The sequence below is a fragment of the Halospeciosus flavus genome (assembly GCF_029814175.1).
Taxonomy (GTDB): Archaea; Halobacteriota; Halobacteria; order Halobacteriales; family Halobacteriaceae; genus Halospeciosus; species Halospeciosus flavus.
The window spans coordinates 1,981,999-1,996,451 of record NZ_CP122312.1; the positions used below are offsets into that span (position 1 = coordinate 1,981,999).

The window sequence follows — 14,453 nt, forward strand, 5'->3', positions numbered from 1 at the left end:
AGAGCATGCGCGTCCGGTCGTCGCTCGTGAGTCGGTCGAGGAGTGCGACGCCGACGGCGAACAGAACGAGTGTGAAGACGTTCTTGTAGGACATACAGTTTCACCTACGCTTCGGGAGAAAGTAAAGGGCCGGCCGCACCACGAGCGAGATTCAGCCGACGAGTCCCATCCGCTCGAAACACTGCGGGCAGTGGATGTTCGTCTGTCCGTACGAAGACGTCTTGTCGAGTTGGTCGTAGGCCCACGTTCGTCCGCACCCACGACACTGGGCCCGGATGGCACTCACCATCGGTCGTGTGTACTGCGCCCTAGAGTATAAACGACGTGTCCGCGGCACGGCCTGCAGCAGTCCGGGGTCGACGCCGTCGACGACTCCGTGAGCGGTAGCCTTTTGCCGCCGACTGGCGAAAAAGCGTGCAATGGGTCTCAAGTGCTCCCTGCTCGGCCACGACTACGGTGACGTCGAGGTCGAACGAAGCCGCGAGGAGCAAGGAAACGAGGTCGTCGAGACGGTCCGCGAAGTGAAACACTGCGAACGCTGTGGTGCCGAGTCGGTCGTCAGTGAGAACACCGAGGTCCGGACTGCCGTCGACGCCGAGACGGTCGGACTCGACGCGGACACCGAAGACACGGGCACGGCGGACGCCGACGACGGCGCGGACGGGTCCGCGGGCGAACGCGACCTCGTCTCGGCCGTCTCCCACGTCGGCGACGAGACGGGCGGGGAGGGCGACGAGTCGGAACCCGAACCGACGACCGAGCAGTCGACACAGCACGAGAGTCGATTCGACGACGTGACGGCCGGCGACGCCGCCGACCACCCGCGCGTCGGCGACGACGATGGGTTCGAAGCCGCCACCGACGCGACGGAAGACGACGCCATCATCCTCGACGAGGAGGGCGAGGAACCGGACGCCCCCGACCGCCAGCCGGGGCAGTGGCCCGCGGCCGACGACACTCGACAGGAGGAACGCGACACCGAAGTGCTCCAGACCGGAGCCGAGGGCGGACTCGAGTCGACGAGCGACACCGAGGACACCCCGGACGAAGCAGACGCCGACGACGGTGAAGACGCGGACGACACCGAGGACACCGCGCCTTCGTGGCCGACTCCCGAAGGTGACGACGAGGGGTTCGCCGCCGAACCCGGGGGCTCGACGTCGGACGCCGAGGTCAGTGCCGGGCAACCGTCTCCTTCCGAGGCGGACGAACCAACGGTCGAAGACGGCTTCGACGCCGAGTTCATCGACGACACCGGCACCACCGACGAGGCAGAGAGCACGGCCGAGGAGGGCCTCACCTGTCCGGCGTGTGGCTTCGACGCCGGACCGTCGCCCTCTCTCCGCCAGGGAGACATCTGTCCCGAGTGCCACCGTGGCTACCTGCACGACCCGACTTCGGAGTGACGCGAAGGTGTTTTACTCGCGCATCCTCTTCTGAGAAGCATGAAGCAGTACAAGATGCGACGGGGCGAGCACCTCGAAGACCGCGTTCCCGACATGAAGGCGAAGATCGAGGAGTACTTCGGTGAAGTGACCGGGACCGAAGAGTACGACGGCCACGAACTCTACGTCGTCGACGACCCGGACAACCCGGTCTTCGAGCGCATCATCGCCGGGACGGCCGAGTACGGTTCGAAGAAGGACAAACTCGCCGTCGAGTTCGTCGAGCGCGACGCCGCCGAGGTCATCGCCGACGGTCACGTCGACGCCGCCGAGGACGCCGTGAGTGCGAAGAACGACTTCCTCAAGGAAGTCACCGGCCGCGACGCGAAGTCTCGCCGCGAGTCCCTCAAGCGCCAGGTCGAGGACGACGCCGAGACCCCCGACGGCGTCTCGGAGTAACGGCTCCTCCACGCGACCCCCGATTTCTCTCGGTTTTCGGCCGTCGAGCGACGGCGTCGTCGCTCGCCTGCCCGAGATTCCCGTTGTGGGTTGTGCCTCCCCGTTCGCGTTCTCCAAGGTTCTCGCTGCTCGCGTGTCGTCGCATTCGCTCCTCCCACTCGCTATTTCGAGATTCTCGCTCATTTCGTTCGCTCCGAATCTCGCTGCTCGCGTGTCGTCGCATTCGCTCCTCCCGCTCGCAATTCCGAGATTCTCACTCGCTCCCTTCGCTCGCTCGTTCCGAATCTCGTTTTGCTCCGTCTGACGTAACAACTAATGAGACGGACCGTGTGACGTGTACCTATGGGATTCATGGATAAGATCCTCGGCGGCCGCGGTGGCTCGACCGAGGACTACGTCGAACTCGACGTCGAGGACTTCGACACGACGTCGGCCGAGGCGAACATGCAGGTCCACATCGCCGAGATCGACGGCCAAGAAGACGTCATCGCCATCAAGGACGCCGTCTACGACGGCGACATCGTCATCGCGGACATCACTCGGCTCCGGACACAGGACAGGACCGTCGAACACGTCACCGACGAACTCCGGCAGGTCGCCCGCGAGGTCGACGGCGACATCATCCAGAAGGGCGACGACCAGATCATCATCGTCCCGACGGGTGTCGCCATCTCCCGGGAGAAGTTGAACCGGTAATACGGCTCCGCGGACTTTTAGCGTCGACTCGCCTTTCTCTCGACTGTGACCTTCAGCATCTGCGTCCGCGAACCGTACACGGACGACGAGGGCGACGAACAGACCCGCTTCGGCGTCGCCGTCACGACCCGCCTCCCCGCCGTCGGGACGCTCTGTCCGTTCGCGAGCGAACACGGCGCCGTCGCGACACAGAGTCTCGTCAACGTCGAACTCGGCCGGAAGGGTATCGAGTACCTCGAAGACGGGCTCGCCGTCGAGGACGCCCTGGAAGCACTCCTCAACGCCGACGAAGAGGCCGAACAGCGCCAACTCCACGGCGTCGGTGCCGAGGGGGCGTTCACCTACTCGGGCGAGGAGTGTCGCGGCTGGTACGGCCACACCGAGGGCGAGAACTACACCGTCGCGGGGAACCTGCTCACCGGCGAGTCCGTCGTCGAGGCGACGGCCGAGACCTACGAAGACGGGTGGGAGACAGCACGCGACGCCGAGAACCCCGACCCGCTCGTGAAACGACTCGTCGACGCGCTCGGGGCGGGCCACGCCGAGGGGGGCGACAAACGCGAAGACCTCGAAGTACAGAGCGCGGCCGTCGTCGTCGCCTCCACCGAAGAGCGCGAACGCGACCACTACTACAACGACCTGCGCGTCGACGCGACGCGCTCGCCCGTGAAGGACCTCCGAGAGACCTACCGACTGGCCGTCGAGGGCGAAGAAGCGGCACTGGAGAAGTACGCAGAAGAACTCGACGAGTGACCACGCGGTTCGACGCCATCCTCGTCCCGAGGGGACGGAGAGTCCCCGCTCGCTACGCGTCGTTCATCCGCCGGACGCGCGTCTCACCGCACCGCGTGCGCTCGGCGACGCGGTAGGGTTCACGCGAGAACGCCCGGTTCTCCGATCGCTCACTCTCGGTTCGAAGTTCGATTCCGACCTCGTGTGGCGTCTCGGAGCCACAACTCGGGCACGTTTCGACGTGTTCCGAGGGGGACGCTCGACGTTGCGTCATGCGAGCAACGAGAGTACACCGCCGCTCCCCTTAACACCGCGACAGGTCGTCGCGGTCGGCAGTCAGGGTTCGAACTCGTAGAGTTCGTCGCCGACGTAGTGGAGCGACTCGACGACCCGACCGGAGTCGCCGCCCATCTCCTCACCATCGACGAGCGCGCGGCCGATAGCCAGCGACTTACCGTGGGTCTCTTCCTGGATCACGACCAGGTCGCCCTCGTCGATGCTGTCGTCGGCCTCGACGATACCCGGCCGCATGACGTCGGCACCGCCGCTGACGAACTCGATGGCGCCCGCGTCGACCGTGACGACGTTCTTCTCGGGCGGGTACGCGTTGGCGCCACGCACCGTGAGAAACGGTTCGTCGTCGACGTACCAGACGAGTGGCTCCCCGTCGACGAGGACGATGTCGTAGTCGGTGTCCGCGAGTTCCGCGAGTTCGAAGGTGTCGGCGTCGATGGTGACCCCGACCGTCTCTTCGAGGTTCTCGTTGAGTTCGTCCACCGCGTCGCTTCGGAGGTGGTGGCGCGAAGAGATCTCCATAGTCGACCCTCCGGCCGCTCGCCGCTTAAAACGTCCGTTCGGTTCCGGCCGAACGGCTAAGTGACCCGCCGTCGAAGGGCGAGACGAGATGTGGACCCCCGGGAGTGACGCCTCGGTGACGTGCATCGCCTGCGGCGAGGACCTCGACCGCGAGCAGGCCCGGGAGTACGACAAGTACGGCGACCGCTGGGACCGCGACGGGAAGGAGTTCGAGTACCTCTGTAAGTCGTGCTACCGGGGACTCTCGAAGGCCGACCGCGCCGGACTCGAGTCGCTCCTCGTCGACGTCGGCGCGGGGAGTCTCTCGAACGAGGAGTTCCTCCACCGCTACGTCGACGCCGCGCGGACAGAGGGAGATTCCGAGCGAACGAAGTGAGCGAGGGATCTCCGAAACGCGAGCGGGGAGGGACGACCCGCGAGTGACGGCGCGGTGCGGCGCGGTAGAGACGGACGTACGAAGTGAGCGAGGGATCTCCGAAACGCGAGCGGGGAGGGACGACCCGCGAGTGACGGCGCGGTGCGGCGCGGTAGAGACGGACGTACGAAGTGAGCGAGGGATCTCCGAAACGCGAGCGGGGAGGGACGACCCGCGAGTGACGGCGCGGTGCGGCGCGGTAGAGACGGACGTACGAAGTGAGCGAGGGATCTCCGAAACGCGAGCGGGGAGGGACGACCCGCGAGCGACGGCGCGGTGCGGCGCGGTAGAGATGGGCGAACGAAGTGAGCGAGGAATCTCCGAAACGCGAGCGGGGAGGGACGACCCGCGAGTGACGGCGCGGTGCGGCGCGGTAGAGACGGACGTACGAAGTGAGCGTGTCGTCGCTTCGCTCCTCCCGCTCGTCGTTCGGAGACTCTCACGCGCTCACTCCCCTCGCTCGTTCCGGACTACCCTACTCGCGTGTCGTCGCTCCGCTCCTCCCGCTCGTCGTTCGGAGACTCTCACTCGCTCACTCCCCTCGCTCGTTCCGAGTCTCCAACCTTGCGACAGTCCTAACTCCCCCACACACCTAGCCACGTGTATGGCAGACGACGCTACTTCTCCCGCCGAGGAACCCGCCGCCGAACACGGCGAGGACCAGGAAGGTCCCGTCCGCGTCGGCGAGGACCTCGGTCGGCAGATCGAGAACAAACGCGAGGACCTCTTCGAGAAGTTCGAGATTCGGGACGTCTTCCCCAGCGACGTGATGGCGGAGGCAGAGGAACGAACGACCGACGTCCAACAGGAGATCGAGGACGAGGTCGACGAGCGCGAAGACCTCCGCGAGATGGCGACGTGGACCATCGACCCGGTCGACGCCCAGGACTTCGACGACGCCATCAGCGTCGAGGAGCGCGACGACGAGTACGTCGTCTGGGTCCACATCGCCGACGTCACCCACTACGTCACGCCCGAGACAGCGATGTGGGACGAGGCCGTCTCCCGCGGGAACACGGTCTACCTCCCGGGCTACACTATCCACATGCTCCCGCCGATGCTCGCGGAGACGGTCTGTTCGCTGGTCCCCAACGAGGACCGCCTCGCCCACACCGTCGAGATGCACCTCGACAAGGAGACGCTCTCCTACGAGGACATCGACATCTACAAATCCGTCATCCAGTCCGACGAACGCCTCACCTACAAGCAGGCCGAGGAGCGTCTCGACGACCCCGAGGCACCCCTCCACGACGAACTCGTCCTCGTCCACTCACTGGCCGACCGGATGCACGAGAACCGCAAGGAAGAGGGGTCGCTCGTCCTCAACCCCAGCCGTGACCGCGCGCACACCATCATCGAGGAGTGCATGCTGAAGGCCAACAAGGCTGTCACGCACGAACTCATGTGGTCCCGTGGTGTCGAGGCCGTCTACCGCGTCCACCCCCAGCCCTCGCCCGACGAGTGGGACGAGGCGCTCCGCGAGATCCAAGAACTCGACGGCGTCTCCATCCCCGGCGCCTCCTGGGACGACCCGCGGAAGGCCGTCAACGCGACGCTCGAACAGGCGCCCGAACGCCAACTCGGCAAGATCCAGTGGGCCGTGATGAAGGTGATGCCGCGCGCGAAGTACATGAACGACCCCTTCGGCGGCCACCACGCGCTCAACTTCGAGATCTACGGCCACTTCACCAGTCCCATTCGCCGGATGAGCGACCTGGTGAACCACTGGATCGTCTACCAGAACGACGTCCCGGAGAACCTCGTCGAACTCTGCGACCACGCCAGCGACCAGCAGAAGAAGGCCGAGAACTGCGAACGCGAGTACAAGGACTTCCTCGAGGAGGTCGGCCTCGACGCCGACCAGGTGAAGAACCGCGGGCTCGAAGTCGACGAGACGGTCGACGGGATCGAGTACTGAGCCACACTCCCCACACCACGTCGCCGGACTCGATCTGACGACGCCTCAGTCCTCGTACAACTCTTTTCGCATCACGAGCGAGTCGACGCCGAGGTTCGAGTGTTGGCGTTCGACCGGCTCGAAACCGCGTGACTCGTAGAACGTCCGACCGACGTCGTTGTCCACGAGTACCGACAGTTCCAGGTCGCTCGCGCCCGCCCCGCGGAGCGCCGTCTCGGCGGTGGTGAGCAGCGACGTACCGACGCCCGCTCTCCACTGGTCCGGGAGGAGGTACAACCGCGGGAGTCGGGCCGGACCGTCGCCGTCGTACTCGCCGTGAACGAACCCGACGACTCGCCCTCCGTCAACGTCCGCGCCCGCGTCCGTTCCCCCGGCCGTGGCGTCCTCGGCGACGCGGAAGCAGGTCGCCTCCCGAATCTGCTCGGGCAGGTCGGCTGGGTCGTACCACTCGTCGACGGTCTCCGAGACCGTCTCGGGACCGGCCAGCGAGTCGTAGGTGGCGTGCCAGGAGCGACGGGCTACGTCGCGGACGGCCGGTGCGTCGTCGGGGGTCGCACTCCTGTATCGGACCATATATGACACGTCGTACCACGGTGCCAAAAGTGTGGAGGTGCCGAGGGGTCGTGCGACGGTCCGGCGTCGACGCCGCGCCGGGGAGGAGAACAGTACGACCCCACGAGGATTACTGCTGGTGGGTGAACAGCAGGACGTCGTCGTCGTGGGTCGTCACACAGAGGTCGAGGATCTTCGAGAGTTCGAGACTGTTGTACTCGTCGCGGCACACGACGAGGTCGTCGAACGGGTCGTCGCACGCCGGACAGGCGATACTGACGGTGTTGCGGTACGTCTTGACGCCACCCGCCTCTTCGTAGGGAGTCAGCGAGGAGACGAGCTCGTCGAATTCGTCGTCGTCCATCGTCGTCTCGGGAGATGGTGATACGTCGTGATAGCTCTAGGGGTCGGGGACCCGACGTCGCCGACAGTCGTCGCGTTCGATGGAGTCCGAAAATCGGCCTGCAGTCGCTACGGACGGCGGGCGATGGACTTGCGGGGGTCACGCGAGCGTGAGCGAGTGTGACTACGCGAGGGAACGACCGAACGAAGAGAGGGAGTGGACTCGCGGGGATTTGAACCCCGGGCCTCTTCCTTGCGAAGGAAGCGATCTGCCACTGATCTACGAGCCCTCGTACGCATTCCCCAATAACGGACGGATGTATTAGTGGGTTCCGTTTCCGTCCGATATCGGGTGCCGTCGCATCCCGAGATCGAGCCGGGGAGTCCGGCTCAGTCCTCGAGGACGATCTCGATACTGACTTCGCCCGGGACCTGGATCCGCATCAGCTGACGGAGGGCGCGTTCGTCCGCGTCGATGTCGATGAGACGCTTGTGGACGCGCATCTCCCAGTGCTCCCAGGTCGCCGTCCCCTCACCGTCGGGGGACTTGCGCGAAGGGATCTCGAGCTTCTTGGTCGGCAGCGGGACCGGCCCGCTCAGGCTGACGCCGGTCTTGTCGGCGATCTCTCGGACATCGTCGCAGATGTCGTCGAGGTCGTCCGGGCTGACGCCGGCGAGCCGAACTCGTGCCTGTTGCATGGATTATTCGTTGACGCTGAGGACCTTGCCGGCCGCGATGGTCTGACCCATGTCGCGGACAGCGAAGGAACCGAGCTCCGGAATGTTGGAGGCCGCCTCGATGCTGAGGGGCTTCTGCGGGCGAACGGTGACGACCGCAGCGTCGCCGGACTGGATGAAGTCCGGGTTCTCCTCGGCGACTTCACCCGAGGACGGGTCCATCTTCTTGTCGATCGACTCGATGGTACACGCGACCTGCGCCGTGTGGGCGTGGAAGACCGGCGTGTAGCCAGCGGTGATGACCGAGGGGTGCTGCATCACGACGAGCTGAGCCTGGAAGGTCTCGGCGACCGTCGGCGGCTCGTCTGCGGGACCACAGACGTCACCACGGCGGATGTCGTCCTTACCGATGCCGCGGACGTTGAACCCGACGTTGTCACCGGGCTCGGCGCTCGGGACTTCCTCGTGGTGCATCTCGATGGTCTTGACCTCACCACCGACGTCCGAGGGCTGGAAACTGACGTTGTCGCCAGTGTTCAGCGTCCCGGTCTCGATACGTCCGACGGGGACGGTACCGATGCCGGAGATGGTGTAGACGTCCTGGATCGGGAGACGCAGCGGCGCGTCCGTCGGCGGCTCCGGAACCGGGAGGCTGTTGAGGGCCTCGAGGAGCGTCTCGCCGTCGTACCACGGCGTGTTCTCGGACGGCTCGGAGACGTTGTCGCCCTCGAAGGCGGACGTCGGGATGAAGGAGGCGTCCTCCGTGTTGAACTGGACCTGCTTGAGGAGGTCCTTGACGTCGGAGACGACCTGCTTGTAGGTGTCCTCCGAGTAGTCGACGACGTCCATCTTGTTGACGGCGACGATGAGCTCGTCGATGCCCAGCGTACGGGCGAGGAAGACGTGCTCGCGGGTCTGGGGCGCGACACCGTCGTCGGCGGCGACGACGAGGACGGCGTTGTCCGCCTGGGACGCACCCGTAATCATGTTCTTGACGAAGTCGCGGTGGCCAGGACAGTCGACGATAGTGAAGTTGTACTCGTCGGTGTCGAACTCCTGGTGGGCGATGTCGATGGTGACACCGCGCTCGCGCTCTTCGGCGAGGTTGTCCATGACGTAGGCGAACTCGAAGCCGCCCTTGCCCTTCTCCTCGGCCTCTTCTTTGTGCTGCTCGATGACGTGCTCGGGAACGCTCCCCGTCTCGTAGAGGAGGCGTCCGACCATCGTACTCTTCCCGTGGTCGACGTGGCCGATGACGGCCAAGTTCTGGTGCGGTATGTCGCTCATGGTCAGGGATTCGCGCTAAGGCGCGCTCTGTGGGAGTTATTCGGTAGTTCGAGTTAAAACCATTTCGATACTGTCTTAGCGCCACCGCCGCGCCCTCTTGCGATTATTGAGAGCGGGTGGCGTGTCAGGCCGTCACTTATCAGGGAGTCGACCCACGTCGGCGAGGACGGCGCTGGCCGTCTCGGGTCCACCCGCCCCCCGTCCGGAGACGTTCAGCCGACCGGCGTGTTCGGTCTCCAACTGGACGATGTTCTGGGTTCCGGTCACCGCGAGCGTGTCGTGCTCGGGGACGAGTCGCGGCCCGACGCGGACCTCCCCACCGGAGACCTCGCCGATGAGGCGGACCGTGCGACCGTCCTCGCGGGCGAGTTCGAGCGCGCTCGCGGGCACGTCCGAGATGCCGTCGACCTCGGCGTCGTCGAGCGAGTAGCCGCCGTCGTAGAGGACGTTCGCGAGGATGACGCACTTCAGCGCGGCGTCGGTCCCCTCGACGTCGAAGGTCGGGTCGGCCTCCGCGACGCCGAGGTCCTGTGCCTCTGCGAGCACGTGCTCGTAGCTCAGACCCTCCGTCGCCATCCGGGTGAGGATGAAGTTGGCCGTCCCGTTGAGGACGCCGCGAACGGCCGTGACGTGGTCGGGGTCGAGGCCCTCGATGGTCGCGATGGCCGGGATCGCGCCGGCGACGGTCGCCTCGAATCGGACCGTCCCCTCGCTCTCGCGTTCGAGTGCGCGCAGGTCGTCGTAGCGCTCGGCGACCGGACCCTTGTTCGCGAGGACGACGTGGCGGTCGTTCTGCAGGGCTGCCTCGACGTGCGAGAAGCCGGGTTCGGCGTCGCCGAGCGTCGTCGGCGTCGCCTCCACGAGGACGTCGTAGTCGGCGCCCAGCGCGTCCGCGGGGTCGCCCTCGCCGACGCGACCGACCTCGTCTTTGTGTGCGAGTGCCTGTTCGACGTCGATACCTCCCGCGTCGACGACGGCGCTCGACGAGTCGGCGAACGCCGTCACCGTGTGTCCGTAGTCGCCGGCGAGTTCGGCCACCGACCGTCCGACCGCGCCAGCGCCCATGATACAGAGTTTCATGCTTCACCCACCAGTGGTTCGACGACTTTCAGCTCTTTCTCCGCTCCGACCTCGCGGACGGTCTCCAGCGCCTCGCTGATCGACCCCTCCTGGGCGGCGATGCGGACGCGGGCGCTCGAACGGCCCTCCATCCCCTCCTCGTCGGTCAACGAGAAGTCGACGACCGAGGCGCGCGCGCACTCCTCGATGCGCGAGAGCGTGTCCGAGAGGTCCGTCTCGATGAGGTCGCCGATGAGGAGGACGGTGACCTCCTCGCCGTAGCGCTCGGCGCCGGCCTGGATGACGTTCACGCCGCCCTCGCGGAGGGCGTCGATGATGCGCTCGAACTGCCGCGGCGTGCACTCCAGGTCGACCTCGACCGGGATGTGGCCGCGGGGCGTCAGCGACCCGCGCTCGTGGAAGATCGAGAGGAGGTTCCCGCCGTTCTCGGAGATGGGTTGGAGTGCCGCCAGGAGTTCGCCGGGTTCGTCGACGAGTTCCAGGCGGATGGTGTGCGTCTGGAGGCGTTCCTCGTCGGCCTCAGACACGGGACTCACCCCCGCTCCCGTCGACCGTCGGGGTCCGCGTCCGGGTCCGGGTACACGTCGGCGTCGAACGTCCACTCGGTGTGCGTGTCACGGTCGCCGGGCGGCGTCGGTACTCGGTGCCGATGCGACCGTCGGACAGGACGTCCGGGTGCATACCTCTGTGTCAGTGGCGAGCGCGTTATAAGGCTTTGACTTCTGCCGTTCTTGCCGGGGACCGGGTCGCGTCGCGGACACGTCGCTCGTCGACACGAGAAAGAAGCGGAGAAACGGCACACCGCCGAGAACGGAAGGTGGGCCGACGGTCGGTGTTCGGGAGCCCGGACGGAGTCGACCTTAGAACTGGTCGATGGACTCGGGCAGTTCCTGCTTCATGCCCTTGCGCTCTCGGATCTCCATGATCTTCTCACGCTGGATGTTGTCCGCCAGGACGCGGTAGCCGGCGTTCTCCGTGTTCCAGGAGGCGCGGCCCTCGGTCGCGGAGCGGATGTCGCTGGAGAAGCCGATCATCTCCTCGACGGGCGCGATGCCCTCGACGACCATCAGGTCGCCTTCCTGGTACATGTCGTCGACGCGGCCACGGCGGCCCTGGATCTCGCCGGACGCCGCACCCATGTGCTCCGAGGGGACGTCGATACGGACGTCCTGGATCGGTTCGAGGAGCTTGATGTCGGCGTCGATGAGCGCGCGGTGGACGGCCTCGCGGACCGCGGGGATGACCTGGGCGGGACCACGGTGGATGGCGTCCTCGTGGAGGCGCGCGTCGTGGAGACGGAGGAGTGCACCCTCGACCGGTTCGCCGGCGAGCGGGCCCTCCTCGAGGGCTTCCTGCAGGCCCTCGACGACGAGTTCCATCGTCTCGTTGAGGTGCTGGATACCCTTCGTGTCGTCCACGAAGATGTTCGTCCCGACCATGTTCTCCACGTTCTGGGACGTGTCCTTGTCCATGCCCGCGTCCTGGAGGGCCTCACGGCGCTCCTGCTCGGGCATGTCCATCGAGACGTCGCCGAGTTTGATCTTGTCGACGATGTCGTCGTCGAGCTGCTCGACGGTGATGTAGAACTTGTTGTGGCGGTTCGGGGAGACGCCCTCGACCTCCTGGGAGGAGGACTGCGGCGACTCGCGGTAGACGACGATCGGCTCACCGGTCGTGACCGGGATCCCCTGGTTGCGCTCGATACGCTGGGTGATGACTTCGAGGTGGAGTTCACCCTGCCCGGAGACGAGGTGCTCGCCGGTGTCCTCGTTGATCTCGATCTGGATCGTCGGGTCCTCCTTGGCGACCTGCTGGAGCGTCTCGATGAGCTTGGGCAGGTCGTCCATGTTCTTCGCCTCGATGGACTTCGTGATGACCGGCTCGGAGATGTGTTCGATGGACTCGAACGGCGTCATCTCGACGGACGAGACCGTGGAGCCGGCGATGGCGTCCTTCAGGCCCGTGACGGCGGCGATGTTCCCGGCGGGGACGCGCTCGACTTCCTCGCGCTCGCCACCCATGAACAGACCGACGGACTGGATGCGGTTCGTCCCGGCGGTCCCGGAGACGTGGAGGTTCTGACCCTTCTCGAGGGTGCCGGAGAAGAGACGCCCGGTGGCGATTTCGCCGGCGTGCGGGTCGATACCGATGTCGGTGACCATGAAGACGACCTCGCCGTCGGGGTTGACGTCACGCATGTCGTGTGCGAGGTCGGAGTCGGCGTCGCCACGCCAGATACGCGGGACACGGTGGGGCTGGGCGGCGACGGGGTTCGGGAAGTGCTCACAGACCATGTCGAGCACGACGTCCGAGAGCGGCGAGCGCTCGTGGAGTTCCTGACGCTTGTCGGCGCGCTCGAGGTCGATGATGTCACCGAAGTCGATGCCGGTCGCCTGCATCGAGGGCATCGAGACGCCCCACTTGTAGAGGGCAGACCCGAAGGCGACGGTCCCCTCTTCGACGGAGACCGTCCAGTCCTCGATGTCCTCCATCTCCTCGGTCATGCCGCGGATGAGCTCGTTGACGTCCTGGATGACGTCGAGGAGTCGCTGCTGCATCTCCTCGGGCCCCTCCTGGAGCTCCGAGATGAGGCGGTCGACCTTGTTGATGAAGAGCGTCGGCTTGACACCCTCGCGGAGCGCCTGACGGAGGACCGTCTCCGTCTGCGGCATGGCGCCCTCGACGGCGTCGACGACGACCATCGCACCGTCGACGGCGCGCATCGCACGCGTCACGTCGCCACCGAAGTCGACGTGGCCCGGCGTGTCGATGAGGTTGATGAGGTAGTCGGTGTCCTGGTACTCGTGGGTCATGGAGACGTTCGCGGCGTCAATGGTGATGCCGCGTTCCTGTTCGTCCTCCTCCGTGTCCATCGCGAGCTGCTCGCCCGCGGTGTCCTCGGAGATCATCCCCGCACCGGCGAGGAGGTTGTCAGTCAGGGTCGTCTTACCGTGGTCGACGTGGGCGGCGATGGCGATGTTCCGGATCTGGTCCGGGTTGTCCATCAGCCGTTCACACTGTTCGACAATCTTCTTGCGTCGGCCCATTATACAGGTGACTACCGACAGGAGCGTGAAAAGGGTAGTGTTTCGAATCGGGCGTCGACGGGTGTGGCGTGCACTCGCACCCCGTAGCGCTCGCGTGGAGACACGGGCCCGCTGGGAGACGACCGACAGACGGCGAAGACCTCCGTGCCCGAAAACGTCTTCTTCGACAATCCCGTGAGGGACGTACACATGGACGTCCACGTGCAGGGAACCGTCCCTCCGAACCCCTTCCTCGGCGCCCGGGACCTCTTCGAGGTGGAACACGACCTCGACCTCCCGGTCCACGTGAAGGTCCGGGACGACCCCGACGAACGAACGTGGGCCGGTCACCACGACGACCACCACGTCCTCAACATCTCCCGGCAGACCGCCACCTCCGCCATGGCGCGCGAACTCGCCCTCCACGAGTACGCCCACATGCGCCGCCACGAACAATCCCACCCCTCGCACACGATGGGGATGGAAGAAGTCCTCTACCTCGCGCTCACCGGTCGCCGCGTTGAGCGCCGCGTCCTCACGCACTGCTATCAACTCGCCAACCACGCGAAGGACATCTACGCCGACGACATCACGCTCTCGGTCGCCCCCTCGGAGAAACTGGTCGCCTTCCTGGAGTCGGAACTCGCCCGCGCCGTCGCCGACCAGCCACAGGCCCCCGCCGGACCCGAGGGCCTCCGGATGACGGCCGGCGCCGACCCCTCGATGACCGCCGTGAACGCTGCGTTCGCGCTCGCGCTCCTCGAACGCCACGACGCCGTCGACGCGGACCACCGCATCTACGACCTCGCCCACGCGGCCGCCGAGGACGCACCGAACGTCGACTTCGACTTCTTCAAACGGTCGTTCAAGTCACTCGCCCGCGACCCCGACGAGAGCGACTACCGCCGGGCGCTCGTCGACCTCGTCCGCGGGTACGTCGACTCCCACGACACGACGACGGGACCGGCCGCCGACTGACCGCGACTCCGTCGCTCCCAGTTCGACCCGGGGACTGGTCGGTCCCCGTCGAGTCGACGGCGCCACGGCTACGCGGCGTGAAAAACGGG

Annotated in this window: 18 protein-coding genes and 1 tRNA gene; 7 read left to right on the plus strand and 12 right to left on the minus strand. The window is 66.1% G+C overall.

Going from position 1 to position 14,453, the window contains the following annotated elements:
- Window positions 1–151: 151 nt before the first annotated feature.
- Window positions 152–289, minus strand: coding sequence for a hypothetical protein (locus tag P0Y33_RS10395; protein ID WP_279527341.1), 138 nt, complete (start codon window positions 287–289; stop codon window positions 152–154).
- Window positions 290–419: 130 nt separating this feature from the next.
- Between P0Y33_RS10395 and P0Y33_RS10400 the strand changes: the two genes are divergently transcribed.
- The 4 genes from P0Y33_RS10400 to P0Y33_RS10415 all read left to right on the plus strand — a co-directional run bounded on the left by P0Y33_RS10400 (window position 420) and on the right by P0Y33_RS10415 (window position 3,293).
- Entirely contained in the window at window positions 420–1,406 is a 987-nt protein-coding gene (locus P0Y33_RS10400; RefSeq protein WP_279527342.1) for a DUF7093 family protein, read from the plus strand.
- A 39-nt stretch (window positions 1,407–1,445) separates the two neighbouring features.
- Window positions 1,446–1,844, plus strand: coding sequence for a DUF5611 family protein (locus tag P0Y33_RS10405; RefSeq protein ID WP_279527343.1), 399 nt, complete (start codon window positions 1,446–1,448; stop codon window positions 1,842–1,844).
- Between the two features lie 342 nt (window positions 1,845–2,186).
- Window positions 2,187–2,540, plus strand: a complete 354-nt coding sequence (locus P0Y33_RS10410) for a cell division protein SepF (protein WP_279527344.1) — start codon at window positions 2,187–2,189, stop codon at window positions 2,538–2,540.
- Between the two features lie 45 nt (window positions 2,541–2,585).
- A complete protein-coding gene (locus tag P0Y33_RS10415) occupies window positions 2,586–3,293 on the plus strand; it encodes a DUF1028 domain-containing protein (protein ID WP_279527345.1) in 708 nt (235 codons plus the stop codon).
- A 52-nt stretch (window positions 3,294–3,345) separates the two neighbouring features.
- Here P0Y33_RS10415 and P0Y33_RS10420 read toward each other — a convergent pair whose 3' ends face one another.
- Window positions 3,346–3,546 carry a DUF7835 family putative zinc beta-ribbon protein gene (locus tag P0Y33_RS10420; RefSeq protein ID WP_279527346.1) on the minus strand — a complete coding sequence of 67 codons (201 nt, stop codon included), beginning with the start codon at window positions 3,544–3,546 and terminating at the stop codon, window positions 3,346–3,348.
- A 62-nt stretch (window positions 3,547–3,608) separates the two neighbouring features.
- Window positions 3,609–4,088 carry an RNA-binding protein gene (locus tag P0Y33_RS10425; protein ID WP_279527347.1) on the minus strand — a complete coding sequence of 160 codons (480 nt, stop codon included), beginning with the start codon at window positions 4,086–4,088 and terminating at the stop codon, window positions 3,609–3,611.
- A gap of 88 nt (window positions 4,089–4,176) precedes the next feature.
- Here P0Y33_RS10425 and P0Y33_RS10430 point away from each other — a divergent pair, with 88 nt between their 5' ends.
- Together P0Y33_RS10430 and P0Y33_RS10435 are read left to right on the plus strand one after the other, a co-directional pair.
- Window positions 4,177–4,464 carry a DUF7562 family protein gene (locus tag P0Y33_RS10430; RefSeq protein ID WP_279527348.1) on the plus strand — a complete coding sequence of 96 codons (288 nt, stop codon included), beginning with the start codon at window positions 4,177–4,179 and terminating at the stop codon, window positions 4,462–4,464.
- Between the two features lie 643 nt (window positions 4,465–5,107).
- Window positions 5,108–6,421, plus strand: a complete 1,314-nt coding sequence (locus P0Y33_RS10435; RefSeq protein ID WP_279527349.1) for an RNB domain-containing ribonuclease — start codon at window positions 5,108–5,110, stop codon at window positions 6,419–6,421.
- A gap of 45 nt (window positions 6,422–6,466) precedes the next feature.
- Here P0Y33_RS10435 and P0Y33_RS10440 read toward each other — a convergent pair whose 3' ends face one another.
- The 9 genes from P0Y33_RS10440 to P0Y33_RS10480 form a co-directional block, all read right to left on the minus strand.
- On the minus strand, window positions 6,467–6,994 hold the full coding sequence (locus tag P0Y33_RS10440; protein ID WP_279527350.1) for a GNAT family N-acetyltransferase: 528 nt from the start codon (window positions 6,992–6,994) through the stop codon (window positions 6,467–6,469).
- Between the two features lie 109 nt (window positions 6,995–7,103).
- Window positions 7,104–7,337: a DUF7385 family protein gene (locus P0Y33_RS10445; protein WP_279527351.1), complete on the minus strand. Its 234-nt coding sequence runs from the start codon at window positions 7,335–7,337 to the stop codon at window positions 7,104–7,106.
- A 196-nt stretch (window positions 7,338–7,533) separates the two neighbouring features.
- A tRNA-Ala gene (locus tag P0Y33_RS10450) sits at window positions 7,534–7,605 on the minus strand.
- Between the two features lie 100 nt (window positions 7,606–7,705).
- Complete coding sequence (gene rpsJ, locus P0Y33_RS10455; protein ID WP_279527352.1) at window positions 7,706–8,014, minus strand: 30S ribosomal protein S10; 309 nt, start codon at window positions 8,012–8,014, stop codon at window positions 7,706–7,708.
- 3 nt (window positions 8,015–8,017) lie between these two features.
- Window positions 8,018–9,280 carry a translation elongation factor EF-1 subunit alpha gene (gene tuf / locus P0Y33_RS10460; RefSeq protein ID WP_279527353.1) on the minus strand — a complete coding sequence of 421 codons (1,263 nt, stop codon included), beginning with the start codon at window positions 9,278–9,280 and terminating at the stop codon, window positions 8,018–8,020.
- A gap of 132 nt (window positions 9,281–9,412) precedes the next feature.
- Window positions 9,413–10,360 (minus strand): homoserine dehydrogenase, encoded by a 948-nt coding sequence (locus tag P0Y33_RS10465; RefSeq protein ID WP_279527354.1) that lies wholly within the window; start codon window positions 10,358–10,360, stop codon window positions 9,413–9,415.
- Complete coding sequence (locus P0Y33_RS10470; protein ID WP_382217587.1) at window positions 10,357–10,896, minus strand: amino acid-binding protein; 540 nt, start codon at window positions 10,894–10,896, stop codon at window positions 10,357–10,359. The genes P0Y33_RS10465 and P0Y33_RS10470 overlap by 4 nt, the downstream gene beginning before the upstream one ends.
- Window positions 10,880–11,041 (minus strand): hypothetical protein, encoded by a 162-nt coding sequence (locus P0Y33_RS10475; protein ID WP_279527356.1) that lies wholly within the window; start codon window positions 11,039–11,041, stop codon window positions 10,880–10,882. The genes P0Y33_RS10470 and P0Y33_RS10475 overlap by 17 nt, the downstream gene beginning before the upstream one ends.
- 179 nt (window positions 11,042–11,220) lie before the next feature.
- Window positions 11,221–13,407, minus strand: coding sequence for an elongation factor EF-2 (locus P0Y33_RS10480; protein WP_279527357.1), 2,187 nt, complete (start codon window positions 13,405–13,407; stop codon window positions 11,221–11,223).
- A 189-nt stretch (window positions 13,408–13,596) separates the two neighbouring features.
- Between P0Y33_RS10480 and P0Y33_RS10485 the strand changes: the two genes are divergently transcribed.
- Entirely contained in the window at window positions 13,597–14,364 is a 768-nt protein-coding gene (locus P0Y33_RS10485) for a DUF5781 family protein (RefSeq protein ID WP_279527358.1), read from the plus strand.
- Window positions 14,365–14,453 lie beyond the last annotated feature (89 nt).

Coding starts and splice junctions, on each gene's coding strand:
- P0Y33_RS10395 (WP_279527341.1), bottom strand. CDS start 289: ATGGTGAGTGCCATCCGGGCCCAGTGTCGTGGGTGCGGACGAACGTGG.
- P0Y33_RS10400 (WP_279527342.1), top strand. CDS start 420: ATGGGTCTCAAGTGCTCCCTGCTCGGCCACGACTACGGTGACGTCGAG.
- P0Y33_RS10405 (WP_279527343.1), top strand. CDS start 1,446: ATGAAGCAGTACAAGATGCGACGGGGCGAGCACCTCGAAGACCGCGTT.
- P0Y33_RS10410 (WP_279527344.1), top strand. CDS start 2,187: ATGGGATTCATGGATAAGATCCTCGGCGGCCGCGGTGGCTCGACCGAG.
- P0Y33_RS10420 (WP_279527346.1), bottom strand. CDS start 3,546: ATGACGCAACGTCGAGCGTCCCCCTCGGAACACGTCGAAACGTGCCCG.
- P0Y33_RS10425 (WP_279527347.1), bottom strand. CDS start 4,088: ATGGAGATCTCTTCGCGCCACCACCTCCGAAGCGACGCGGTGGACGAA.
- P0Y33_RS10430 (WP_279527348.1), top strand. CDS start 4,177: ATGTGGACCCCCGGGAGTGACGCCTCGGTGACGTGCATCGCCTGCGGC.
- P0Y33_RS10435 (WP_279527349.1), top strand. CDS start 5,108: ATGGCAGACGACGCTACTTCTCCCGCCGAGGAACCCGCCGCCGAACAC.
- P0Y33_RS10440 (WP_279527350.1), bottom strand. CDS start 6,994: ATGGTCCGATACAGGAGTGCGACCCCCGACGACGCACCGGCCGTCCGC.
- P0Y33_RS10445 (WP_279527351.1), bottom strand. CDS start 7,337: ATGGACGACGACGAATTCGACGAGCTCGTCTCCTCGCTGACTCCCTAC.
- rpsJ (WP_279527352.1), bottom strand. CDS start 8,014: ATGCAACAGGCACGAGTTCGGCTCGCCGGCGTCAGCCCGGACGACCTC.
- tuf (WP_279527353.1), bottom strand. CDS start 9,280: ATGAGCGACATACCGCACCAGAACTTGGCCGTCATCGGCCACGTCGAC.
- P0Y33_RS10465 (WP_279527354.1), bottom strand. CDS start 10,360: ATGAAACTCTGTATCATGGGCGCTGGCGCGGTCGGACGGTCGGTGGCC.
- P0Y33_RS10475 (WP_279527356.1), bottom strand. CDS start 11,041: ATGCACCCGGACGTCCTGTCCGACGGTCGCATCGGCACCGAGTACCGA.
- P0Y33_RS10480 (WP_279527357.1), bottom strand. CDS start 13,407: ATGGGCCGACGCAAGAAGATTGTCGAACAGTGTGAACGGCTGATGGAC.
- P0Y33_RS10485 (WP_279527358.1), top strand. CDS start 13,597: ATGGACGTCCACGTGCAGGGAACCGTCCCTCCGAACCCCTTCCTCGGC.